Origin of the sequence: Serratia sp. CY81684 (genome assembly GCF_052166595.1) — a bacterium.
Classification (GTDB): Bacteria; Pseudomonadota; Gammaproteobacteria; order Enterobacterales; family Enterobacteriaceae; genus Serratia; species Serratia nematodiphila.
The window spans coordinates 1,330,864-1,351,164 of record NZ_JBJNOO010000001.1 but is presented as its reverse complement, the minus strand read 5'-3'; the positions used below and the strand labels follow the sequence as shown (position 1 = coordinate 1,351,164).

Here is a 20,301-nt window from a genome sequence, read left to right as displayed (position 1 = left end):
CCAGGGAACAACATGTACAAAACAGATGAACTGCGGACCGCGCGCATCGACAGCCTCGTCACGCCGCAAGCGTTGGCGGACAAGCTGCCGATCTCGGCGGCCGTCGCCGATAACGTGACAGCGTCACGCAAACGCATTGAAAAAATCCTCACCGGCGAAGACCGCCGCCTGCTGGTGGTGATCGGCCCCTGCTCCATTCACGATCTCGACGCCGCCGTCGATTACGCCGGCCGGTTGAACGCCCTGCGCGAACGTTACCAGGACCGCCTGGAGATCGTGATGCGCACCTATTTCGAAAAACCGCGCACCGTCGTCGGCTGGAAAGGCCTGATCTCCGATCCGGCGCTGGACGGCACCTTCCAGGTGAACCGCGGCATCGAAATGGCGCGCCGCCTGCTGCTGGAAGTGAACCAGCTCGGCCTGCCGACCGCCACCGAATTCCTGGACATGGTGGTTGGCCAATATATCGCCGACCTGATCAGCTGGGGCGCCATCGGCGCGCGCACCACCGAAAGCCAGATCCACCGTGAAATGGCCTCGGCGCTCTCCTGCCCGGTCGGCTTCAAAAACGGCACCGACGGCAATACCCGCATCGCCATCGACGCCATTCGCGCGGCGCGCGCCGGGCACATGTTCCTGTCGCCGGACAAACATGGCCAGATGACCATCTACCAGACCAGCGGCAACCCGTACGGCCACATCATCATGCGCGGCGGCAAGACGCCGAACTACCACGCCAGCGATATCGCCGCCGCCTGTGACAGCCTGCGCGAGTTCGATCTGCCGGAGCACCTGGTGATCGACTTCAGCCACGGCAACTGCCAGAAAATGCACCGCCGCCAGTTGGAAGTGGCCGACAACGTCTGCCAGCAGATCCGCGCCGGCTCCGCCGCCATCACCGGCGTGATGGCCGAAAGCTTCCTGGTGGAAGGCACGCAGAAGATCGTCGCCGGCCAGCCGCTGACCTATGGCCAGTCGATCACCGATCCTTGCCTGAGCTGGTCCGACAGCGAACAGCTGCTGGCGATGCTGGCGGATGCGGTCGATAGCCGTTTCTGACGCAGCACAGGCCGGGGCCTTGCCCCGGCTTTATTCATCCCGCCCTGCTCATCTATACTGATTGCAACGCTTTAGCACCCGCCGAAATGCACTGGGAGCCCCGGCATGATTCACTCTCTGTTATCCATTCCCTGCGTCACGCTGCAGGGCGAGCAAAAAACGCTGGGCGATTTCCCGGCGCGCGCTTACCTGGTGGTCAACACCGCCAGCAAGTGCGGCTTCACCCCGCAATACCGCGGGCTGGAAAATCTGTGGCGATACTATCGCGAGCGCGGCCTGATGGTGCTCGGCTTCCCCTGCAACCAGTTTGGTTCTCAGGAACCGGGCAGCCCGCTGGAGATCGCCAATTTTTGCAGCCTCAACTACGGCGTCAGTTTCCCGCTGTTCAGCAAGATCGACGTTAACGGCCCCGGCGCCCACCCGCTGTTCAATGAGCTGAAACGCCTGGCGCCCGGCATTCTCGGCAGCCACCGCATCAAATGGAACTTCACCAAGTTCCTGCTCACCGCCGACGGCCAGCGCGTGACGCGCTTTGCGCCGATCACCAAACCCGAACGCCTGTTTGACCGCATCGAAACCCTGCTGAAATAACGCCCCTTTTTTACGGGCCGAGTGCGCTCGGCCCGCCGCCGGATGCCCGTTCGACAAAAAGGTTCCATCGGTAAGAAAATTTTCCTTGATGTAACCTTTCCTTCACATGATAATGATTCTCAGTTTGATATTAATTACCATTTAATGGTCTGTTTTTTAAGCACAATGATGATGGATACTGCCAACACGCCAACCCCCGCCGCCGCGGCCCCGAACGAGCACAGCGCAAACGCGCCGCCCAGCTACGACAGCGCACAGCTGCTCGGCGCCGACGGCATCGCGTTCATTACCCATCAGGGCCAGCGCTATCAACTGCGGCAGACCAAAGCCGGGAAATTGATCCTGACCAAATAACCACAGAATCCTCAAACGCCAGCCACCCCGATCGTTTGATCCAGGCAGCCAGCAAATCTATTGATATGTTTTATTACATACGGAGAGTTGCACCATGCCTCTGACATTTTCCACCCGGCTGCGTTTTTCCGCTTTGAGTCTGGCGATTGCCTGCGCTCTGCCTACGGTGGCCTTGGCACAAAACACCAGCACAACATCTTCTTCCAACGCGGCGCAGGCGAAAAAAGCCAAAGCCGCCGACGAGACCATGACCGTGGTCGCCACCGGCAACCAACGCAGCAGCTTTGAAGCGCCGATGATGGTCACGGTCATCGAAGGCAATTCGCCGGAAAGCCAGACCGCCACCTCCGCCGCCGATATGCTGCGGCGCGTGCCGGGCATCACCGTCAACGGCACCGGGCGCAGCAACGGCCAGGATGTGACGATGCGCGGCTATGGCAAGAACGGCGTGCTGACGCTGGTCGACGGCATTCGCCAGGGGACCGATACCGGCCACATCGGCGGCACCTTCCTCGATCCGGCGCTGGTCAAACGCATTGAAATCGTGCGCGGCCCTTCTGCGCTGCTGTATGGCAGCGGCGCGCTGGGCGGCGTTATCGCTTACGAGACCGTCGATGCCGCCGATCTGCTGCTGCCGGGCCGCGATAGCGGGTTCCGCGTCTACGGCACTGCCGGCACCGGCGATCACAGTTTGGGCATGGGCGCCAGCGCTTACGGCAAGACCGATAACCTCGACGGCCTGCTGTCGTTCGGCACCCGCGATGTCGGCAACCTGCGTCAGGGCAACGGTTTCGATGCGCCTAACGACGAAACCATCAGCAACGTGCTGGCCAAAGGCACCTGGAAGATCGACGACAATCAGTCGCTGAGCGGCGATCTGCGTTATTACAACAACGACGCCCAAGAGCCGAAAAACCCGCAGACGCCGGACAGCTCGAGCGGCAACCCGATGACCAACCGTTCCACCATTCAGCGCGACGCCGCTCTGAGCTATAAGCTCAAGCCGGTCGGCCAGGATTGGTTGGACGCCACCGTCAAGCTGTACACCTCGGAAGTCAAAATCAATGCGCACAACGCCGGCGCGACCGACGAATTCCGCAAGCAGACCACCAACGGCGGCAAGCTGGAAAATCGCACGCGCCTGTTCGCCGACAGCTTTGCGTCACACCTGCTGACCTACGGCTCCGAGGTCTATGAACAGAAACAGCAGCCGGGAGGCGCCACCACCAGCTTCCCGCAAGCCAAGATCAACTTCGCCTCCGGCTGGCTGCAGGATGAAATTACGCTGCGCGACATTCCGATCACCGTGCTGGCGGGCACGCGCTACGACGATTATAAAGGCAGCAGCCAGGGCCACGAAGACGTCAAGGCTGACAAATGGTCGTCCCGTGGCGCGCTGAGCTACTCGCCGACCGACTGGCTGATGCTGTTCGGCTCCTATTCCCAGGCCTTCCGCGCCCCGACCATGGGCGAGATGTACAACGATTCGCGCCACTTCCCCGGCAACTATTGGGTGCCTAACCCGAATCTGCGGCCGGAAACCACCAGCACCACCGAAGCCGGTTTCGGCCTGCGCTTCGATGATCTGCTGCTGGCGGATGACAGCCTGCAATTCAAGGCCAGTTACTTCGATACCGACGCCAAAGACTACATCTTCATGTATGTCACTCGAACGCAGACCGCCTCAGCGAATATCTCTCGCGCCAAGATTTGGGGTTGGGACACCTCGCTGAACTACCAGACCAAGTGGTTTAACTGGGATCTGGCCTACAACCGCACACGCGGCAAGGACAAGTCTCGCAATGGCGAGCTGAACGCGAAAAGCGGCGATTGGCTGGCCGACATCAGCCCGGATACCGTCACCAGTTCGCTGGACGTGCCGCTGGGCGAAACCGGTCTGTCCGCCGGCTGGGTCGCCACCTTCGCGGAACGCGCCACTCGCGTACAAACGGGGACGCCGGAGCAAGGCGGCTATGGCGTCAACGACTTCTATCTGAGCTACAAGGGCCGCGATCGTCTGCAGGGCATGACCACCACCGTGGTGTTGGGCAACGCCTTCGACAAAGAATATTACTCGCCGCAGGGCGTCCCGCAGGATGGCCGCAACGCCAAACTGCTGGTCAGCTACCAGTGGTGATCATTTGACTATCAGGCGGATACCCGGTGTGTCCGCCGTTCGCATTACAGCGCAGGAGAATCCCGCATGAGCAACACCCTATACGAACGCTACCAACAGGCCAAAATCGACCACCCCGGCAAATACGCCCGCGATCTGGCGGCGATCCTCGGCGTCAGCGAAGCGGAACTGACGCACGCCCGCGTTGGCCACGACGCCCGCCGCCTGCAGGCCGACGCCCGCACGTTGCTGACCGAACTCGAGCAAGTGGGCGTCACCAAGTCCATCACCCGTAACAGCTATGCGGTGCATGAGCAGATGGGCCGCTACCGCAACCAACATCTAAACGGCCACGCCGGGCTGATCCTCAACCCGCGCGAGCTGGATCTGCGCCTGTTCCTCAACCACTGGACCAGCGTTTTCGCCATGAGCGAAACCAACAAGCGCGGCGTGCGCCACAGCATTCAGTTCTTCGACCAACAGGGCGATGCGCTGCACAAGGTCTATACCACCGAAGAAACCGATCTGCCGGCCTGGATGGCACTGGTGGAGCGCCATCTGAGCGAAGAAAACCCGGCGCTGGCCCTGCAGCCCGCCGAGGCGAGCACCTCGGATGAAACGACGCAGGATCATGCCAAAATCGACGCTGAATGGCGTGCGATGACCGACGTTCACCAGTTCTTCCAGCTGCTGAGCCGCAATAAGCTCACGCGCCAACAGGCCTTCCGCGCCGTCGGCCACGATCTGGCCTATCAGGTAGACAACAGCGCGCTGTCGCAGCTGCTCGAAGCGGCGCAGCAGCAGCAAAACGAGATCATGATCTTCGTCGGCAACCGCGGCTGCGTGCAGATCTTCACCGGCCAGATCGAACGTTTGATGCCGCAGGAAGGCTGGATCAACGTGTTCAACCGCCGCTTCACGCTGCACCTGATTGAAGACGCCATCGCCGAAAGCTGGATCACCCGTAAACCGACCAAGGACGGCATCGTCACCAGCCTGGAGCTGTTCGCCGCAGACGGCACGCAGATCGCGCAACTGTATGGCCAACGCACCGAAGGCCAGCCTGAGCAAACCCAATGGCGCGAACAGGTTGCTGCGCTCGCCGCCAAGGATATCGCCGCATGAAATCTTCCTTAATCCGCCGCCTGGCGCTGATGATGACGCTGGCGCTGCCGCTCACCGCCGCGGCGGCACAGCGCATCGTCTCGATCGGCGGCGACGTGACGGAAATCGCCTTTGCGCTCGGCGCCGGCGACGAAGTGATCGCCCGCGATAGCACCAGCCTGCACCCGGAAGCGGTGAAAAAGCTGCCGGACGTCGGCTATATGCGCCAGCTGAACGCCGAAGGCATTCTGGCGCTGAAGCCGACGCTGGTGCTGACGACCGAGCTGGCACAGCCGGCGCTGGTGCTCAAACAGCTGGCGGACAGCGGCGTCAAAGTGGTCAGCGTACCGGGCGACACCACCCTGCAGGCGGTGCCGCAGAAGATCGCCGCGATCGCCGCCGCGTTGCAACGCGTTGAGCAAGGCAAGCAGTTGAGCGAGCGCTATCAACAGCAGCTGGCGGCGGTCGATACCACTCCGCTGCCGGTGAAGGTGTTGTTTGTGATGAGCCACGGCGGCATTACGCCGATGGCCGCCGGGCAACACACCGCCGCCGACGCGGTGATCGCCGCCGCCGGCCTGAAAAACGCCATGCAGGGCTTTGACCGCTACCGTCCGCTGTCGCAGGAAGGCGTCATCGCCAGCGCGCCGGATCTGTTGCTGGTCACCACCGACGGCGTGCGCACCCTCGGCGGCGAACAGCAGCTGTGGACGCTGCCGGGCCTGGCGCTGACGCCGGCGGGCAAACAGCGGCGCGTGCTGATCGTCGATGACATGGCGCTGCTGGGCTTCGGCCTGGAAACGCCGGCGGCGCTGGCCAAGCTGCGCCACGCGGCGGAGCAAAAGTAATGCGCTGCCGCACCTCGCCTCAGTGGGCCATCATCGGTCTGCTGGTGCTGCTGACGCTGCTGGCGCTGGTCGCCGCTAATCTCGGCGCGCTGACGCTGTCGTTTCGCACCCTGTGGCGCGAACCGTTCAGCGACGCCGCCTGGCACATCTGGCTGAATATCCGCCTGCCGCGCGTGCTGCTGGCGGTGGTGATCGGCTGCGCGCTGGCGGTGTCCGGCGCCGTGATGCAGGGGCTGTTCCGCAACCCGCTGGCGGATCCTAGCCTGCTGGGCATCAGCAGCGGCGGCGCGCTGTTTGTCGCGCTGTTCATCGTGATGCCGCTGGCGTTGCCGGTGACGATCGCGCTGTACGGCCATATGCTGGCGGCGTTCCTCGGCAGCCTGCTGGTATCGTTATTGATCTACGGCATCAGCCGCAGCGGGCACGGCAATCTGTCGCGACTGCTGCTGGCGGGCATCGCCATCAACGCCCTGTGCATGGCGGCCATCGGCGTGCTCTCCTACGTCAGCAGCGATCAACAGCTGCGCCAGTTCTCGCTGTGGATGATGGGCAGCCTCAGCCAGTCGCAGTGGCCGACGCTGGCGGTTTCCGCCTCGCTGATTTTGCCTACGGCGCTGCTGACGCTGCTGCAGGCGCGCCGGCTGAACCTGTTGCAGCTGGGGGATGAAGAGGCCCACTACCTCGGGGTGAACGTCCAGCGCGCCAAGCTGCAGCTGCTGTTGCTGAGCGCCCTGCTGATCGGCGCCGCGGTGGCGATGAGCGGCGTGATCGGCTTCGTCGGTCTGGTGGTGCCGCATCTGGTGCGCATGCGCCTCGGCGGCGATCACCGCTGGCTGCTGCCCTGCTCCGCGCTGGGCGGCGCCTGCCTGTTGCTGGTCAGCGATACGCTGGCTCGCACGCTGGTGGCGCCGGCCGAAATGCCGGTGGGGTTGATGACCAGCCTGATCGGCGGTCCTTACTTCTTGTGGCTGGTGATGCGCCAGCGGGAGCGAACCGGTGGATAACGCCGCCTGCCTGACGGCCCGAGAGCTGCGTTACAGCCTCGGTGCGCGCCGCCTGATCAACGACGTTTCGCTCAGCCTCGCCGGCGGTGAAATGGTGGCGATTATCGGCCCTAACGGCGCCGGAAAATCGACGCTGCTGCGCTTGCTGACCGGCTATCTGACGCCGGACTGCGGCGAATGCCGGCTGCTTGACCGCCCGCTGGAACACTGGGCGCCGCAACAGTTGGCCAAAGTCCGGGCCGTGATGCGCCAGTACAGCGATCTGGCGTTTCCCTTCAGCGTGGAAGAAGTGGTCAGCATGGGGCGGGCGCCGCACGGCAAACGCGACCAGCATCAGGCGATCCAGCAGGTAATGGCGCAAACCGACTGCCTGGCGCTGGCGCAGCGGGACTACCGTCAGCTTTCCGGCGGCGAACAGCAGCGGGTGCAGCTAGCGCGGGTGTTGGCGCAGCTGTGGCAACCGCAACCGTCCCCCGCCTGGCTGTTTCTCGACGAGCCGACCTCGGCGCTGGATCTGTACCACCAGCAGCACACCCTGCGCCTGCTGCGCTCGCTGACGCGCCAACAGCCGTTGGGCGTCTGCTGCGTGCTGCACGATCTTAATCTGGCGGCGCTGTATGCCGATCGGATCCTGCTGTTGCATCAGGGGCGCCTGGTGGCGAGCGGCACGCCGCAGGAGGTGCTGCAGACGGAGATCCTCACCCGCTGGTATCAGGCCGATCTCAGCGTGGTGCATCATCCCGAAGTGCCGCTGCCGCAGGTCTACCTGCGTCAATAACGTCAAGGGCGCCATTAGGCGCCCTTTTTCATCTCAGCTGGAGCAGGAAATCTCCAGATGCTTGCCCCAGTCCGGCGGCAGCGCGGCGAGATCGTCATACTCCGGCGCCTCGTCGAACGGCCGCAGCAGGGCCTGATGCAACCGCCGCAAACGGCCCACGTCGTCTTTCTCCGCATCCTCAATCGCCTGCTGCGCCAGATAGTTGCGCAGGATCAGGCGCGGGTTCACCGCCTTCATCGCCCGTTGCCGATCCGCATCGCTCACCTGCTCCTGTTGCAAACGCTGACGATACTGCTGATACCAGGCATCGAACGCCGCACGGTCAATAAACTCGTCGCGCAGCGGCGACTGCGCCTGCTGCTGTTCGGTCTCGCTCAACAGGCGGAACGTGCGGGTATAGTCCCGCCCTTCCTGCGCCATCAGGCTCAACAGGCCGGTGAGCACGTCATTATCCTGCGCCGTCGGCGTGAAGAAGCCGAGTTTGGCGCGCATCTGTTCGCCATAGGCGCGCATCAGCGCCGGTTCATACGCCGCCAGCGCCTGCTGCAGCTGTTCAGTGGTCATTAGCCCAGACAAGGTTTGCGCCAGGCGATGCAGGTTCCACAGCGCCACCGCCGGCTGATTGTCATAGGCATAACGCCCCTGGTGGTCGGAATGGTTGCAGATATAGCCGGGCTGGTAGTCATCGAGGAAGCCGTAAGGGCCGTAATCGATGGTGATACCGAGAATCGACATGTTGTCGGTGTTCATCACGCCGTGAGCGAAACCGACGGTTTGCCAATGGGCGATCAGGCGCGCCGTCCGTTCCACCACGTCGGTAAACCACAGCTGGTAACGATCGGCCTGATCCTGCAGCTGCGGCCAGTGACGGGCAATGACGAAATCCGCCAGCTGCCGCACCTGCTCCGGCTGTTTGCGGTAGTAAAAGTGTTCGAAGTGGCCGAAGCGCACATGGCTTTCCGCCACCCGCAGCAGCATCGCGCCGCGTTCCGGCTGCTCGCGATATACCGGTTGTTGACTGGTGACAATAGTTAACGCACGCGTGGTGGGGATCCCCAGATGGTGCAACGCCTCAGAGGCCAGAAACTCGCGGACAACCGAACGCAGCACCGCGCGGCCATCCCCCATGCGTGAATACGGCGTCAGCCCGGCGCCCTTCAGGTGCCAGTCGCGGTGGCTGCCGTCCGCCATGACCTGTTCGCCCAGCAAAATGCCGCGGCCATCGCCCAGTTGCCCGGCCCACACGCCGAACTGGTGGCCACTGTACACCTGCGCCAGCGGCTGCATGCCCGGCAGCAGCGTTTCTCCCGCCCAAATCGGGGTTTTATCCTGAGTAAACCAACTTTCATCCAGCCCCAGCTCGCGCGCCAGCGGCTCGCTATGGTACAGCAGGCGCGTATCCTTGAGCGGCGTCGGATTCAGAGCGGTGTAGAAACCAGGTAACTGTTGGTAGTAAGCGTTATCGAACTGCGGCATAGGCCCTCCGTTTCAGCGTAGTGTAGAGCGTGAACGGGCGGAATAACACCGAAGGAATGCAGGGAGAACGCATCCGCCTGCCGTCAGGACGGATGCAGGGAGTTTGGCGCTTCCGCCTGACGGTGGGAACGCGGTTTAACGCTGGCGGACAAACGCGATTATCAGCCCCAAACGAGGTGAATAACGACGGCGGAATCACGTTAACCTCACCCCGCGCATTATTTACCTCATAGGGTGTAGTTTTTTATATCACTTCTTAATTATTGAACTCGCTGGGCATCGTCAGCAAAGCTTGCAGATTATCCACACCAACGCTGGGCCATAAAAAACCTTGCAGGCCTAAAACACCGGCGTATCTGAGTTTATTAAAATACTCTTTTTTCTCTATTCCTCCGACGATCACGCCGTTACATAACAGGTTGATATTCTTTAACAACGAGTCAATGACCACGTCATACCCCTGATGGGTAAACAGCTGCCAGTAAAAACGTTTGTCTATCTTTACGTAGTCAAACAAACCATCGTACAACGCGGTCAACGTGGCCTTACCGGAACCGAAATCATCGAGCCACAGCGTAAACATTTCGCTTAATCGCCGCACGCTCGGGTTGTTCTTACCGGCCGAAAGATTCGGAAAACTCTCACTCATTTCAAATGCAATAAAAGGATATTGCCCGATCCTTTGGCACAACGCCGAATCGGAAAGAATAAGCTCAACGATGGTTTCTTCGATATTGATGGTCAACTGTACGTTGTTATCGGTAAACCAAGCCGCATGCTGCTCCGCAAGTTTCAGTTGCTCATTAAATAACTCAATCCTTTGTTCAGGCGCCAATAAATTAATCCCAATTTCGGCCGGCATGGCTAAATCACCGTCGAGACTGTTGAAACGGCTCAACATTTCCACCGCCAACAGCCCGCCCTCCATTGAGTAAACAGGTTGAAAAACATAGCTACTAATAAAGTCAGCTTCGAGTTGGATGTTCATTTTAATGCCACAGGATGAATGGCTAGCGTATCATCGTATATCAATACATTTTATCGATCAATCCCTCTGGGATTAATCGGAAATATCAATGTAAATACCCATGAAATATCATTTAATTGATAGATTAAAGCTATACGACAATCGTAAAAGGCGCAAAGAAAAGCAGCCGGACTTATGCCAAAGTAGCCGCCAAACGCGTTATGCGAAAAGGTATTTGACTTAAGTTGAATGGATTTATGGCTAAATTTGACTTATCTCCTTTGTTTTATTTAAGAAAAATCCTAAATAAAGTAAAATAATCTTTCCTTCTTAACGCCAATTTTCCCTGCCGTTAACGACGACTGATTAAATTTAATAACGCATCAATTCCGCCCGTTATTCGCGGCATTGAAAACGTAAAAAAATGCCCACCTTGATTTTCAGAAAATCTGCGCTACCACCATGCAAAACGTCGATTTCAGCGATAAAAAAAGGGATGAGCACGCTCATCCCTTCATCACCAGGCCTGCGCTAGCGGATCGTTTCGCTCAGCCATTGCCGCAGCTCGGCTAATTCGGCCGCCTGCTGAGGATAGTCCGCCATCAGCCGGTCACAGCAAGCGGCAACGGGCTCGCTTCGATACGCGCAGCCCACCAGCATCTCCGCCAACCGCTGCAGCGGGGCGGGATTCAGGCTGTCGGTGAATACCTGCGCGCGAACGATCGCCCCCTTCTCCACATCGAAGAACAGGTCTACGCCGCCCCAGACAAAGCGCTCGTTGAGCAAGTGGCTGAACGCCGGCGCCTTGCCAAAATTCCATTCCCAACTGCTCTGTTTGGCGAACTGCGCGGCAAAATCGGGCAGATCGGGGAATACATCCGGCGAAATGATCTCCGGCTCGGCCGTTTCGCCATAATGGGCGAAGAAGGCCTGCACGATAGCGTCGCATACCTGCTCATGGCTGATGCCCGGCAAAAACTCCGCCAGGTTGGCGACGCGCGAACGCACCGAAGTGATACCCTTGGCCTGCAGCTTTTTGGGATCCGGGTTAAGGTAGTCCGCCAACCGTTCCAGATCGGCATTCAGCAGCAGCGTGCCATGGTGGAAACCGCGATCCTGCGTTTCTCGATAGGCCGAGCCGGATATTTTGCGCGGCCCGTCGGCGGTTTCCATCACCAGATCGTTGCGCCCCGACGCGCCGGCTGTGACGCCCAACTGCCGCAGCGCTTGCAGAATGATGTCGGTCGAGACGCTCTTGTCGTAGCCCGGTTTGCCGGCCATAAAGGTGAAGCAGGTATTGCCCAGATCGTGAAATACCGCCCCGCCGCCGCTGCTGCGCCGCGCCAACCGAATGCCGTCCTGCTCCATACGCCGGGTATTGCACTCTTTCCAGGGATTCTGCGACTGGCCAATCACCACCGTTTCGGCATTGCGCCACAGGAAGAGAATTTTTTGCGTGGTCATTTCGCGGAAGATGCACTCTTCCACCGCCAGGTTGAACCAGGGATCGTAGGAGTCGGAGATCAGTAAACGCAGGCTGTTCATGGCAGGCACCGTTCAAAACACGAGATGCCGCCATGATACACCAAATCAACGGGTTAAGGCTAAATGCGTCGCGCCTGCCAGTACACCCGCTTCCAGTAGACGTTATCGAGCGAGGAGCGGATCACCCCGCGGCTGGTCGACGCATGGATAAATTGGTCGTTGGTATCGTAAATGCCGACGTGCAGGCCGTTCTCACCGCCGCCGGTTTTGAAAAACACCAGATCGCCCGGCATCAGCTCATCGCGTGAAACCTTGGTGCCCAGTGAGGTTTGTTCTTCGGTCGAACGCGGCAGTTGCATGTCGAAGCGATCGCGGAACGTGCGGTAAACAAAGCCGGAACAATCTACGCCGCCGCGATCCAGACCGCCGTAACGGTATGGCGTGCCGTACCATTGGCGCAACTGTTCGTTGAGCTGGGCCACCACCACGATAGAGTCCGCGAGGCGGCCGCTGGGCGGCGGCGCATGGCTGCTACACCCGGCGAGGATCAAACTGGCTAATAAAAACCACACACGCATCCGCATAATATCCCTTCATTGAACACGTCGCCTATGCCATCCGGTACACCACCACACCGCCTGCGAGGCAAAGCCGGCATCACGTAAGGAGAGCGCCATTTGGCGTTAATTTATCTCCCGCACGGTGAAAAAGGCAAGCGCCATAAGGGAGATAATGGCGGGATCGCCGGTTTTGGCGCTATTGCGGCGATTTTGTCTCGGGTTTGCTGTTAATCAGCCAGACGCCGAACAGAATAAACAGCGTGCCCAACGTTTTCAGCAGCGTAGCGGATTCGTTAAACCACGGCAGGATCACCGCCGCCAGGTAAACCAACGCATAGCTGACGCTCAGCAGAGGATAAGCGCGGTTTAACGGCAGATGGCGCAGCGCAAAGAACCAACACAGCATCGACAGCGCATAACCGAAGATGCCACCGCCCACCGCCAGCAGCGGCAGCCAGTAGTCGCCGATCAGCGCCAACGAGACGTCGGCGAACGACATCAGCGGGATTTGCACCATGCCCCACTTCATCAGCAACTGCGCCAGCGTCACCAGCAACACGCTGGCGGCGCCCCAGGCATAGCCCCTCATGAATGCACGCTCATCAGCAGGATCCCCAGCATAATCGACGCCACGCCGCACCAGTGGCGAACGGTTGTCGGCTCATGAAACAGCCAGCGCGCCGCCAGCGTCACCATCACGAAGTTCAGGCTGAGCATCGGGTAAGCCAGGCTGAGCGGCAGGCGTTGCAGCACATTGAGCCACACCGCCATGCCCAGCCCCAACAGCAACACCGCCAGCGCCAACCAGCGCAGCGTCTGTTTCAGCCGCGCCTCGTCCGCCCGTTCCCAGCAGTGCGCCGCCTGTTTCTGGCACAGCTGCCCACCACAGGTGAGCAGACTGACCACTATCACCAACAAAAAACCGATCATGGTTGCTGTTTATACCACATCAGCACCAGACGGTTCATGCGATCCACCTTGTCTGCGGCCGGCAGCTCCTGCGGCAGGGCTTCGCCGCGGGACAGCTGCAACACCAGCGACACATTGCCCTGCTTGCGCGCCTGTGCCAGCCACTGCGGGAAGTCGGCGTCGCTGATCAGATGCCCCTTGGCGTCCGGATACTCCAGACCATAGGCCACCTCGCCTTTCTGGCTGTACATCAGGACGTCGCTGCGCTTCAGTTCCCAGGCCAGGCCGGCCGCCAATCCGACGCTGTCGCTCAACACATAGCGGCTGTCGCTCAGTTCGGCCATCGTGGCGCGGGCGAAGTTTTGCGGCAGTTTGGAATCGGTCACCTGTTGCGGAATGGCGTAACCGATCACCAGGCACAGCAGCACCGGGCAAGCCGCCGCCCAGCGCCATTGGCGGCCGTTATCGCGCGCAGAAACCAATGCGAACAGCAGCCAGCCGCCGAAGGCGATCAGGCCGAGCACCACTTTCGGCCACTCCTGGGGAGTAAACAGATGCGCTTTCGGCAGCAGACCGGAGCTCAACACCACCAGCGCCACGATGCCAATCAGCCCGAACAGGCCGTTCAACCAGGCGTTGGCCTTGAACAGCCTGGCGCGCAGCGTGGCGGCATAGTCTTCCGCATAGGCGGTCATCAGCAGCGCCAGCGGCGCCATGCACGGCAGAATGTAGGTCGGCAGCTTGCCTTTGGCGATGCTGAAGAAGATCAGCGGCATCAGCGCCCAGCTCAGCAGGAAGAACAGCTCCGGACGCTGTACGCGCTCGCGCCAACCTTTGAGCAGCGCGCCGGGCAGCAGCGCCAGCCAAGGCAGCACCGCCGCCAGCAGAACCGGCAGGTAATACCAGAACGGCGCCTTATGTTGGGCATTATCTTCGGCGAAACGCTGAATATGCTCGACCCAGAAGAAATAATTCCAGAAATCGGGTTCGCGTTGCGCGATCGCCAGCGCCCACGGCAGGCTGAGCAGCGTAGCGGTCACGATCGCCACCGGGCCATGGCACAGCAGATCCTTGATGCGGCGTTGCTGAATGACGATCGGGATCACCGCGATCACCGGCACCGCCAGCGCCAGGAAGCCCTTGGTCATAAAGCCCATGCCGCAGGCCAGGCCCAGCAAGGCGTAGGCGCCCAGCTTGCCCTTGACCGAGGTGGCTTTCAGCGTCAGGTAATAGCTGACCATCGCCGCCGCCAGCCACAGCGAAATCATCGGATCCAGCACGCTGTAAGTGCCGATGCTGAACACCAGCACCATCGACAGGAACATCAGCATCGCCAGGCTGGCGCGACGCGCATTGCGCCACATCAGCATCGCCAGCGCGAACACCAGCAGCGCGGTCATGCCGGTGCTGAACACCGAGCCGAAGCGCACCGCAAAGTTGTTTTCCCCGAACAGCCATTGGCTGATGTTATTGAACCAGTAACCCGCTACCGGCTTCTCGAAATAGCGCAGCCCCAGCAGATGCGGCACCACCCAATCGCCGCGCTGCAGCATTTCACGGCTGATCTCGGCATAACGCGTCTCGTCCGGCTGCCACAGCAGGCGGCCATTAAGCGGGATCAGGTAAACCAGAGCAAAAAAAACGGCCAGCAGAATGGCCCAGGATCCTTTTAGCGCCTTCATGTAACGTCCTTCACATCGGTTTGACAGCCCAGCCAACCTTCGCGGCCGGGGAAAGGAGCGCGCTTGATGCGGCCCAACGGCAGTGACGCCAAATCTTGCGGTAACAGCGCGCTCAGCGGACAGAATTCGATGCCCTGCCGCTGTGCGCGTTGCAATAACTGTTCGAACATCGCCGTCTGCGACATGCCTTCCACTTCGGTGTGAATGGTGTACACCGGCACGCCGCGATCGTTCTCGATGGCGCGCAGAATATAGTCGTTGAAGTCGGCCATACTGACTTCGCTGCCAATCACTTCATCGAAGGTCGGCAACGTCACCGGGATCTGCACCGTACCGTGACGCCCGTCGCTCAGCACCGGACGAAACGGATGGGTGCCGCGGCAATCGCTGTTGTAATGGAAGCCGAAGCGCTGCTTGACCTCCAGCACGCGCGTATCAGCGCGCCAGCCCGCCACGGCGGAGCATTTCACCGGCTGGCCGGTGCAGGCGCTCAGGGCGTCGACGCCCAATTGCACCTGCTCGGTCAATTGCGCCTCGCTCCACTTGCCGACCTTGGCCTGCCAGCCCTGGTGATCCCAGGCGTGCAGCCCGACTTCATGGCCGGCTTCGGCGGTGCGCTTCATCAGCGGCCCCAACGCGCGCGAAATATTGCGCCCCGGCCAGGCGGTGCCGGCCAGCAGAATATCCAGGCCGTACAGCGAAGCGGCGTTCGAGCGCAGCATTTTCCACAGAAATTTCGGACGCAAAAGGCGCCAAAGATGGCGCCCCATGTTGTCCGGTCCCACGCTGAAGAAGAAGCTGGCCTGAATGTCGTACTTTTCGAACAGGTCCAGCAACTGCGGCACCCCTTCACGGGTGCCGCTGAAGGTATCTACATCAACCCGCAGACCGACTTTCTTCATGCACCGTTCCCTTCCTGAACGGTTGTGCGCAGGAAGTAGTCCAGCGTATCGGCGACGGTTTGCTTCATCTCAATGGTCGGCTGCCAACCCAGCAGGCGGTGAGCGTTTTTGATGCTCGGCGTGCGGTGCTCGACGTCCTGGTAACCTTTGCCGTAGTAGCTGCTGCTCTCTACGTCCTTGAAGCCGGCAAACGGCGGGAAGCGATCGCGCAACGGGTGGTTGTTGAAGCTTTCCAGCAGCATTTCCGCCAGCTCGCGAATGCTCGCTTCGTTGGTCGGGTTGCCGATGTTGACGATCTGGCCGTCGCACAGGCCGTCGCGGTTCTCGATGATGCGGAACAGCGCTTCGATGCCGTCGTTGATGTCGGTGAAGCAACGTTTCTGCGCGCCGCCGTCCATCAGTTTGATCGGCGAACCTTCCACCAGGTTGAGGATCAGTTGGGTGATGGCGCGGGAAGAGCCGATGCGCGCAGCGTCCAGGTTATCCAGGCGCGGCCCCATCCAGTTGAACGGACGGAACAGCGTGAACTTCAGGCCTTCTTTGGCGCCGTAAGCCCAGATCACCCGATCCAGCAGCTGTTTGGAGACCGAATAGATCCAGCGCTGCTTGTTGATTGGCCCGACGATCAGACGCGAATGGTCTTCGTCGAACTCTTTATCGTCGCACATGCCGTACACTTCAGATGTGGACGGGAAGATGATGCGCTTGTTGTATTTCACGCAGTCGCGAACGATCTTCAGGTTCTCTTCGAAGTCCAGCTCGAACACGCGCAGCGGGTTACGGGTGTATTCGATCGGCGTCGCGATCGCCACCAGCGGCAGCACCACGTCGCATTTTTTGATGTGATACTCGATCCACTCGGAGTGGATGCTGATGTCGCCTTCCACAAAGTGGAAACGCGGGTTGTCGAGGAAGCGGCTGATGGCGTCGGAACCGATATCCAGACCGTAGATGTCGTAGCGGTCATCGCGCAGCAGGCGCTCGGTCAGGTGGTTGCCGATGAAGCCGTTGACCCCGAGGATCAGCACGCGGGTGCGGCGTTTCATTACGGCATTCGGCTTGGCGGCCAAACGCACGTCGGTGACGATACCCATTTCCTGCGCCAGGCGGCTGCCCTGCACATACAGACCGCTGTCGTTCTGACCGGCAACGATCTCCAGCGCACCTTCGCCACAGGCGATGACCAGCGGCGAGGTGCTCAGCACGGTGCCCGGCTGTTTATCGTGTTGGGTGTCCAGCACGCGAGAGCGCCAGACGATCAGCTTACGCTGACCGAGGTGGCTGAAGGCACCCGGGTACGGCTCGGTGACGGCGCGCACCAGGTTGTTGATCTCTTTGGCGGATTTGTGCCACAGGATCTCACCGTCCGCCGGGGTGCGGCGACCGAAGTAGCTGGCCTGAGACTCATCCTGCCGGGTGAAAGTAGCGGTGCCGTTCTTCAGTTTCGGCAGCTGCTCTTTCAACACGATCTGCGCGGCTTCCAGCACTTTTTTGTGCAGCGTCAGCGCGGTGTCGCTGTCGGCAATGGTCACTTTCTGCTGACCGACGATGTCACCGGCGTCCGGGCGTTTCACCATTTTGTGCAGCGTGGCGCCGGTTTCGGTTTCGCCATTCACCAGCGCCCAGTTCACCGGCGCGCGGCCGCGGTAACGCGGCAACAGCGAACCATGCAGGTTGAAACCGCCCTGCGGCGCCAGCGACAAGATCTCGTCGCTCAGCATGTGGCGGTAATAGAACGAGAAGATCACGTCCGGCTGCAGTGCGCGAATGCGGTCAACCCACAGCGGGTGATTTACGTCTTCCGGCGCATAGACCGGCAGATCCAATTCGGCGCCCAAACGGGCCACAGAGGAGAAGAAGTTGTTCTCACCAGGGTCGTCGGTGTGCGTGAACACGGCCTGCACGTCATAACCCGCCTCAGTCAGCGCTTTCAGACCTGCGCAGCCAATATCATGGTAAGCAAATACAATAGCTTTCATCATTCTTCTTCCTGAGTATTGTGGTCATGCTGTGCACCGACCACTTTCTGAACAAAATAGCGAGGACGCGCACGCACGTCGGTATAGATACGGCCGATGTATTCACCCAACAGCCCCATGCCGACAAACTGGGCGCCGATAAAGGTGAACAGGACGGCGAAAAGGGTGAACACGCCGCCGGCGGCCCATTCAGGGCCGAGCAGCAGACGCAGTGCAATCAGCACCAGCGCCAGCACAAACCCGGACAGCGCCACGATGCTGCCGACCACGCTGAGCAAACGCAGCGGCGTGGTGGTCAGGCAGGTGATCAGGTCATACATCAGGTTGATCAGCTTCATCAGGCTGTACTTGGAGTCGCCAAACTCGCGTTCGGCATGGCGTACGTCGATCTCGGTCGTGCGACGGGCGAAGGTATTCGCCAGGATCGGGATGAAGGTGCTGCGCTCATGACAGTGCAGCATCGCCTCAACGATATGACGACGGTAGGCGCGCAGCATGCAGCCGTAGTCTCCCATCGATTTACCGGTGGCGCGTTGAATCATCATGTTGATCACGCGCGAAGCGCTTTTGCGGAACCAGGAGTCCTGACGGTTGGCGCGCACGGTGCCCACCACGTCATAGCCCTCTTCCGCCACGCTGACCAAACGAGGGATCTCCTCCGGCGGGTTCTGCAGATCGGCGTCCAGCGTAATCACCAGATCGCCGGTCACCTGGTTGAAACCGGCCATGATCGCCGAGTGCTGGCCGTAGTTGCGGTTCAGCAAAACGGCGATCACGTGGCTGTCCGGCTTTTCCGCCGCCGCGGTCAGCATGTCAGCGGAGTTGTCGCTGCTGCCATCGTCGACGAGGATGATTTCATAAGGTTGAGATAACTGCTTACAGGCGGCAGTAGTACGCTCCAGCAACGCCGGCAGGCTTTCCTGCTCGTTGTATACCGGAATGACTACCGACACTTTTTTAATCGGTTCAACGCGAGACACGTAAAGACTCCACAACAGAAGACAAGGCATTGACCACGCGATCCACGTCGGCGTCGGTCATATCAGGGAATAGCGGTAAGGTGCACAGCCGCGCCGAGTTCCATTCGGTATTCGGCAAAGAAAGCTGTGGATAACGCTCACGGTAGAATTTCTGGGTGTGCGCGCCGCGGAAATGCAGCCCGGTGCCGACGCCAACCTCTTTCAGGCGCTCCATCAGCTGGTCGCGATCGATGCCGCAACGCGCTGGATCGACGCGGACCATGAACAGGTGCCAGGCGTGGTCATGCGGATAATCCGGCACGCCCAACGGTTGGAACGGCGAGCCTTCCAACGCGCTCAGGTAGCGCTGTGCCAGCGCCTTACGCCGTGCATTCAGCTCAGCGAAGCGCGACAGCTGCACCACGGCGATCGCCGCGTGAATGTCGGACAGGTTGTACTTGTAGCCCGGCTCCACCACTTCGGCCTGCGGTTTGCGGCCTAGCTGCTGGCGATCGAAGGCATCGACGGCCAGACCATGGAACTTCAGACAACGCAGGCGATCCGCCAGCGCATCGTCATCGGTGGCGATCAGACCGCCTTCGGCGCAGGTCACGTTTTTAATCGCATGGAAAGAGAAAATCGCCGTGCCGCGTGCGCCGACCCATTCGCCGTTGTAGCGCGTGCCGACCGCGTGGGCGGCGTCTTCGATCAGCGGTAAGCGGTGGCGTTCGGCCACGGCGCGCAGCGCATCCATCTGCAGGGGAGCACCGGCATAATGCACCGGAACAATCGCTTTGGTTTTGGGGGTGATGGCAGCCTCGACATCGGCGGCGCTGACCATCAAGGTCTCACGGTCAACGTCGATCATTACCGGCGTAGCGCCCAGCAGTTCGATCATGTTGAGGGTGGAAACCCAGGTTTGCGAAGGGGTGATGACTTCATCGCCGGGCCCCACGCCCAGCGCCATCAAAGTGATGTGCATGCCCGCGGTGGCGGAACTGACGGCGATGGCGTGCTTACAGCCGAAAGTGGAACAGAAGTCATTTTCCAGTTGCTGGTTTTGCGGCCCGGTGGTGATCCAGCCGGAACGCAACACTTTCTCTACCGCGGCGATTTCTTCGTCGCCGATGGCCGGACGAGAGAAAGGCAAAAATTGATCCATAGTTAACCCCAAACGTATCGAGCTGCTTTTGATGACACTGTAAATCCCTTTCGTTTAACGAATATTAAACGCCAGAGAAGAATCGTTTCCGTGGATTAACTGCCAATGTAAGGCCGCAAGCTTAACTAAACCTTAAGACGAGGCTTGTCATCAGTAAGAGAACTGATGGATAGGCGCTGTCATCATTAATTTAAATTTATTATGTAAATCAGGTAATTATATTTATTAATAATTATTTACTTATTTTATTTTTGCCGAATCAAGCGTAGCACGTCATTGGCGTTTTTCAAGAAAACTCACGAGAAAATGAGAGGCAGCACAATAATAGCCGATGATTACCCGGCTATTTATATTCACTACGTTTAG

Annotated in this window: 19 protein-coding genes; 8 read left to right on the top strand and 11 right to left on the bottom strand. The window is 60.0% G+C overall.

The window, feature by feature from the left end; genetic code table 11:
* The first annotated feature begins 12 nt into the window (after window positions 1-12).
* The 8 genes from ACJ8QF_RS06715 to ACJ8QF_RS06680 all read left to right on the top strand — a co-directional run bounded on the left by ACJ8QF_RS06715 (window position 13) and on the right by ACJ8QF_RS06680 (window position 7,854).
* Window positions 13-1,059, top strand: a complete 1,047-nt coding sequence (locus ACJ8QF_RS06715; RefSeq protein WP_049186319.1) for a 3-deoxy-7-phosphoheptulonate synthase — start codon at window positions 13-15, stop codon at window positions 1,057-1,059.
* Window positions 1,060-1,164: 105 nt separating this feature from the next.
* Complete coding sequence (locus ACJ8QF_RS06710) at window positions 1,165-1,650, top strand: glutathione peroxidase (protein WP_048323189.1); 486 nt, start codon at window positions 1,165-1,167, stop codon at window positions 1,648-1,650.
* Window positions 1,651-1,821: 171 nt separating this feature from the next.
* Entirely contained in the window at window positions 1,822-2,004 is a 183-nt protein-coding gene (gene hemP / locus ACJ8QF_RS06705; protein WP_004931384.1) for a hemin uptake protein HemP, read from the top strand.
* A gap of 94 nt (window positions 2,005-2,098) precedes the next feature.
* On the top strand, window positions 2,099-4,141 hold the full coding sequence (locus tag ACJ8QF_RS06700) for a TonB-dependent hemoglobin/transferrin/lactoferrin family receptor (protein WP_004931386.1): 2,043 nt from the start codon (window positions 2,099-2,101) through the stop codon (window positions 4,139-4,141).
* Between the two features lie 66 nt (window positions 4,142-4,207).
* The gene (locus ACJ8QF_RS06695) at window positions 4,208-5,245 is read left to right on the top strand and encodes a hemin-degrading factor (protein ID WP_442537374.1); all 1,038 of its coding nucleotides are present in this window, start codon (window positions 4,208-4,210) and stop codon (window positions 5,243-5,245) included.
* Complete coding sequence (locus tag ACJ8QF_RS06690; RefSeq protein ID WP_160125420.1) at window positions 5,242-6,072, top strand: heme/hemin ABC transporter substrate-binding protein; 831 nt, start codon at window positions 5,242-5,244, stop codon at window positions 6,070-6,072. The genes ACJ8QF_RS06695 and ACJ8QF_RS06690 overlap by 4 nt, the downstream gene beginning before the upstream one ends.
* Window positions 6,072-7,076, top strand: coding sequence for a FecCD family ABC transporter permease (locus ACJ8QF_RS06685; RefSeq protein ID WP_004931394.1), 1,005 nt, complete (start codon window positions 6,072-6,074; stop codon window positions 7,074-7,076). Before ACJ8QF_RS06690 ends, ACJ8QF_RS06685 begins: the two co-directional genes overlap by 1 nt.
* A complete protein-coding gene (locus ACJ8QF_RS06680; RefSeq protein WP_325961919.1) occupies window positions 7,069-7,854 on the top strand; it encodes a heme ABC transporter ATP-binding protein in 786 nt (261 codons plus the stop codon). The genes ACJ8QF_RS06685 and ACJ8QF_RS06680 overlap by 8 nt, the downstream gene beginning before the upstream one ends.
* A 33-nt stretch (window positions 7,855-7,887) precedes the next feature.
* On the opposite strand, the gene ACJ8QF_RS06675 is transcribed toward ACJ8QF_RS06680, so the two are convergent.
* The 11 genes from ACJ8QF_RS06675 to arnB form a co-directional block, all read right to left on the bottom strand.
* Window positions 7,888-9,330, bottom strand: coding sequence for a protein adenylyltransferase SelO (locus ACJ8QF_RS06675; RefSeq protein ID WP_442537373.1), 1,443 nt, complete (start codon window positions 9,328-9,330; stop codon window positions 7,888-7,890).
* 256 nt (window positions 9,331-9,586) lie between these two features.
* Window positions 9,587-10,318 (bottom strand): EAL domain-containing protein, encoded by a 732-nt coding sequence (locus tag ACJ8QF_RS06670; protein ID WP_004931399.1) that lies wholly within the window; start codon window positions 10,316-10,318, stop codon window positions 9,587-9,589.
* Between the two features lie 510 nt (window positions 10,319-10,828).
* Complete coding sequence (locus ACJ8QF_RS06665) at window positions 10,829-11,842, bottom strand: lipoate--protein ligase A (RefSeq protein ID WP_004931401.1); 1,014 nt, start codon at window positions 11,840-11,842, stop codon at window positions 10,829-10,831.
* Window positions 11,843-11,901: 59 nt separating this feature from the next.
* Window positions 11,902-12,366, bottom strand: coding sequence for an NlpC/P60 family protein (locus ACJ8QF_RS06660; protein WP_016927954.1), 465 nt, complete (start codon window positions 12,364-12,366; stop codon window positions 11,902-11,904).
* Window positions 12,367-12,538: 172 nt separating this feature from the next.
* Window positions 12,539-12,931: a 4-amino-4-deoxy-L-arabinose-phosphoundecaprenol flippase subunit ArnF gene (gene arnF, locus ACJ8QF_RS06655; RefSeq protein WP_004931403.1), complete on the bottom strand. Its 393-nt coding sequence runs from the start codon at window positions 12,929-12,931 to the stop codon at window positions 12,539-12,541.
* Entirely contained in the window at window positions 12,928-13,272 is a 345-nt protein-coding gene (gene arnE / locus ACJ8QF_RS06650; RefSeq protein ID WP_004931404.1) for a 4-amino-4-deoxy-L-arabinose-phosphoundecaprenol flippase subunit ArnE, read from the bottom strand. The genes arnF and arnE overlap by 4 nt, the downstream gene beginning before the upstream one ends.
* Entirely contained in the window at window positions 13,269-14,933 is a 1,665-nt protein-coding gene (gene arnT / locus ACJ8QF_RS06645; protein WP_442537372.1) for a lipid IV(A) 4-amino-4-deoxy-L-arabinosyltransferase, read from the bottom strand. The genes arnE and arnT overlap by 4 nt, the downstream gene beginning before the upstream one ends.
* Window positions 14,930-15,835 (bottom strand): 4-deoxy-4-formamido-L-arabinose-phosphoundecaprenol deformylase, encoded by a 906-nt coding sequence (gene arnD / locus ACJ8QF_RS06640; RefSeq protein WP_004931406.1) that lies wholly within the window; start codon window positions 15,833-15,835, stop codon window positions 14,930-14,932. Before arnD ends, arnT begins: the two co-directional genes overlap by 4 nt.
* Window positions 15,832-17,814 (bottom strand): bifunctional UDP-4-amino-4-deoxy-L-arabinose formyltransferase/UDP-glucuronic acid oxidase ArnA, encoded by a 1,983-nt coding sequence (gene arnA / locus ACJ8QF_RS06635; protein WP_031300477.1) that lies wholly within the window; start codon window positions 17,812-17,814, stop codon window positions 15,832-15,834. The genes arnD and arnA overlap by 4 nt, the downstream gene beginning before the upstream one ends.
* A complete protein-coding gene (gene arnC / locus ACJ8QF_RS06630; protein WP_015377702.1) occupies window positions 17,814-18,794 on the bottom strand; it encodes an undecaprenyl-phosphate 4-deoxy-4-formamido-L-arabinose transferase in 981 nt (326 codons plus the stop codon). Before arnC ends, arnA begins: the two co-directional genes overlap by 1 nt.
* Window positions 18,781-19,935 (bottom strand): UDP-4-amino-4-deoxy-L-arabinose aminotransferase, encoded by a 1,155-nt coding sequence (gene arnB / locus ACJ8QF_RS06625; protein WP_442537371.1) that lies wholly within the window; start codon window positions 19,933-19,935, stop codon window positions 18,781-18,783. Before arnB ends, arnC begins: the two co-directional genes overlap by 14 nt.
* Window positions 19,936-20,301: the final 366 nt, after the last annotated feature.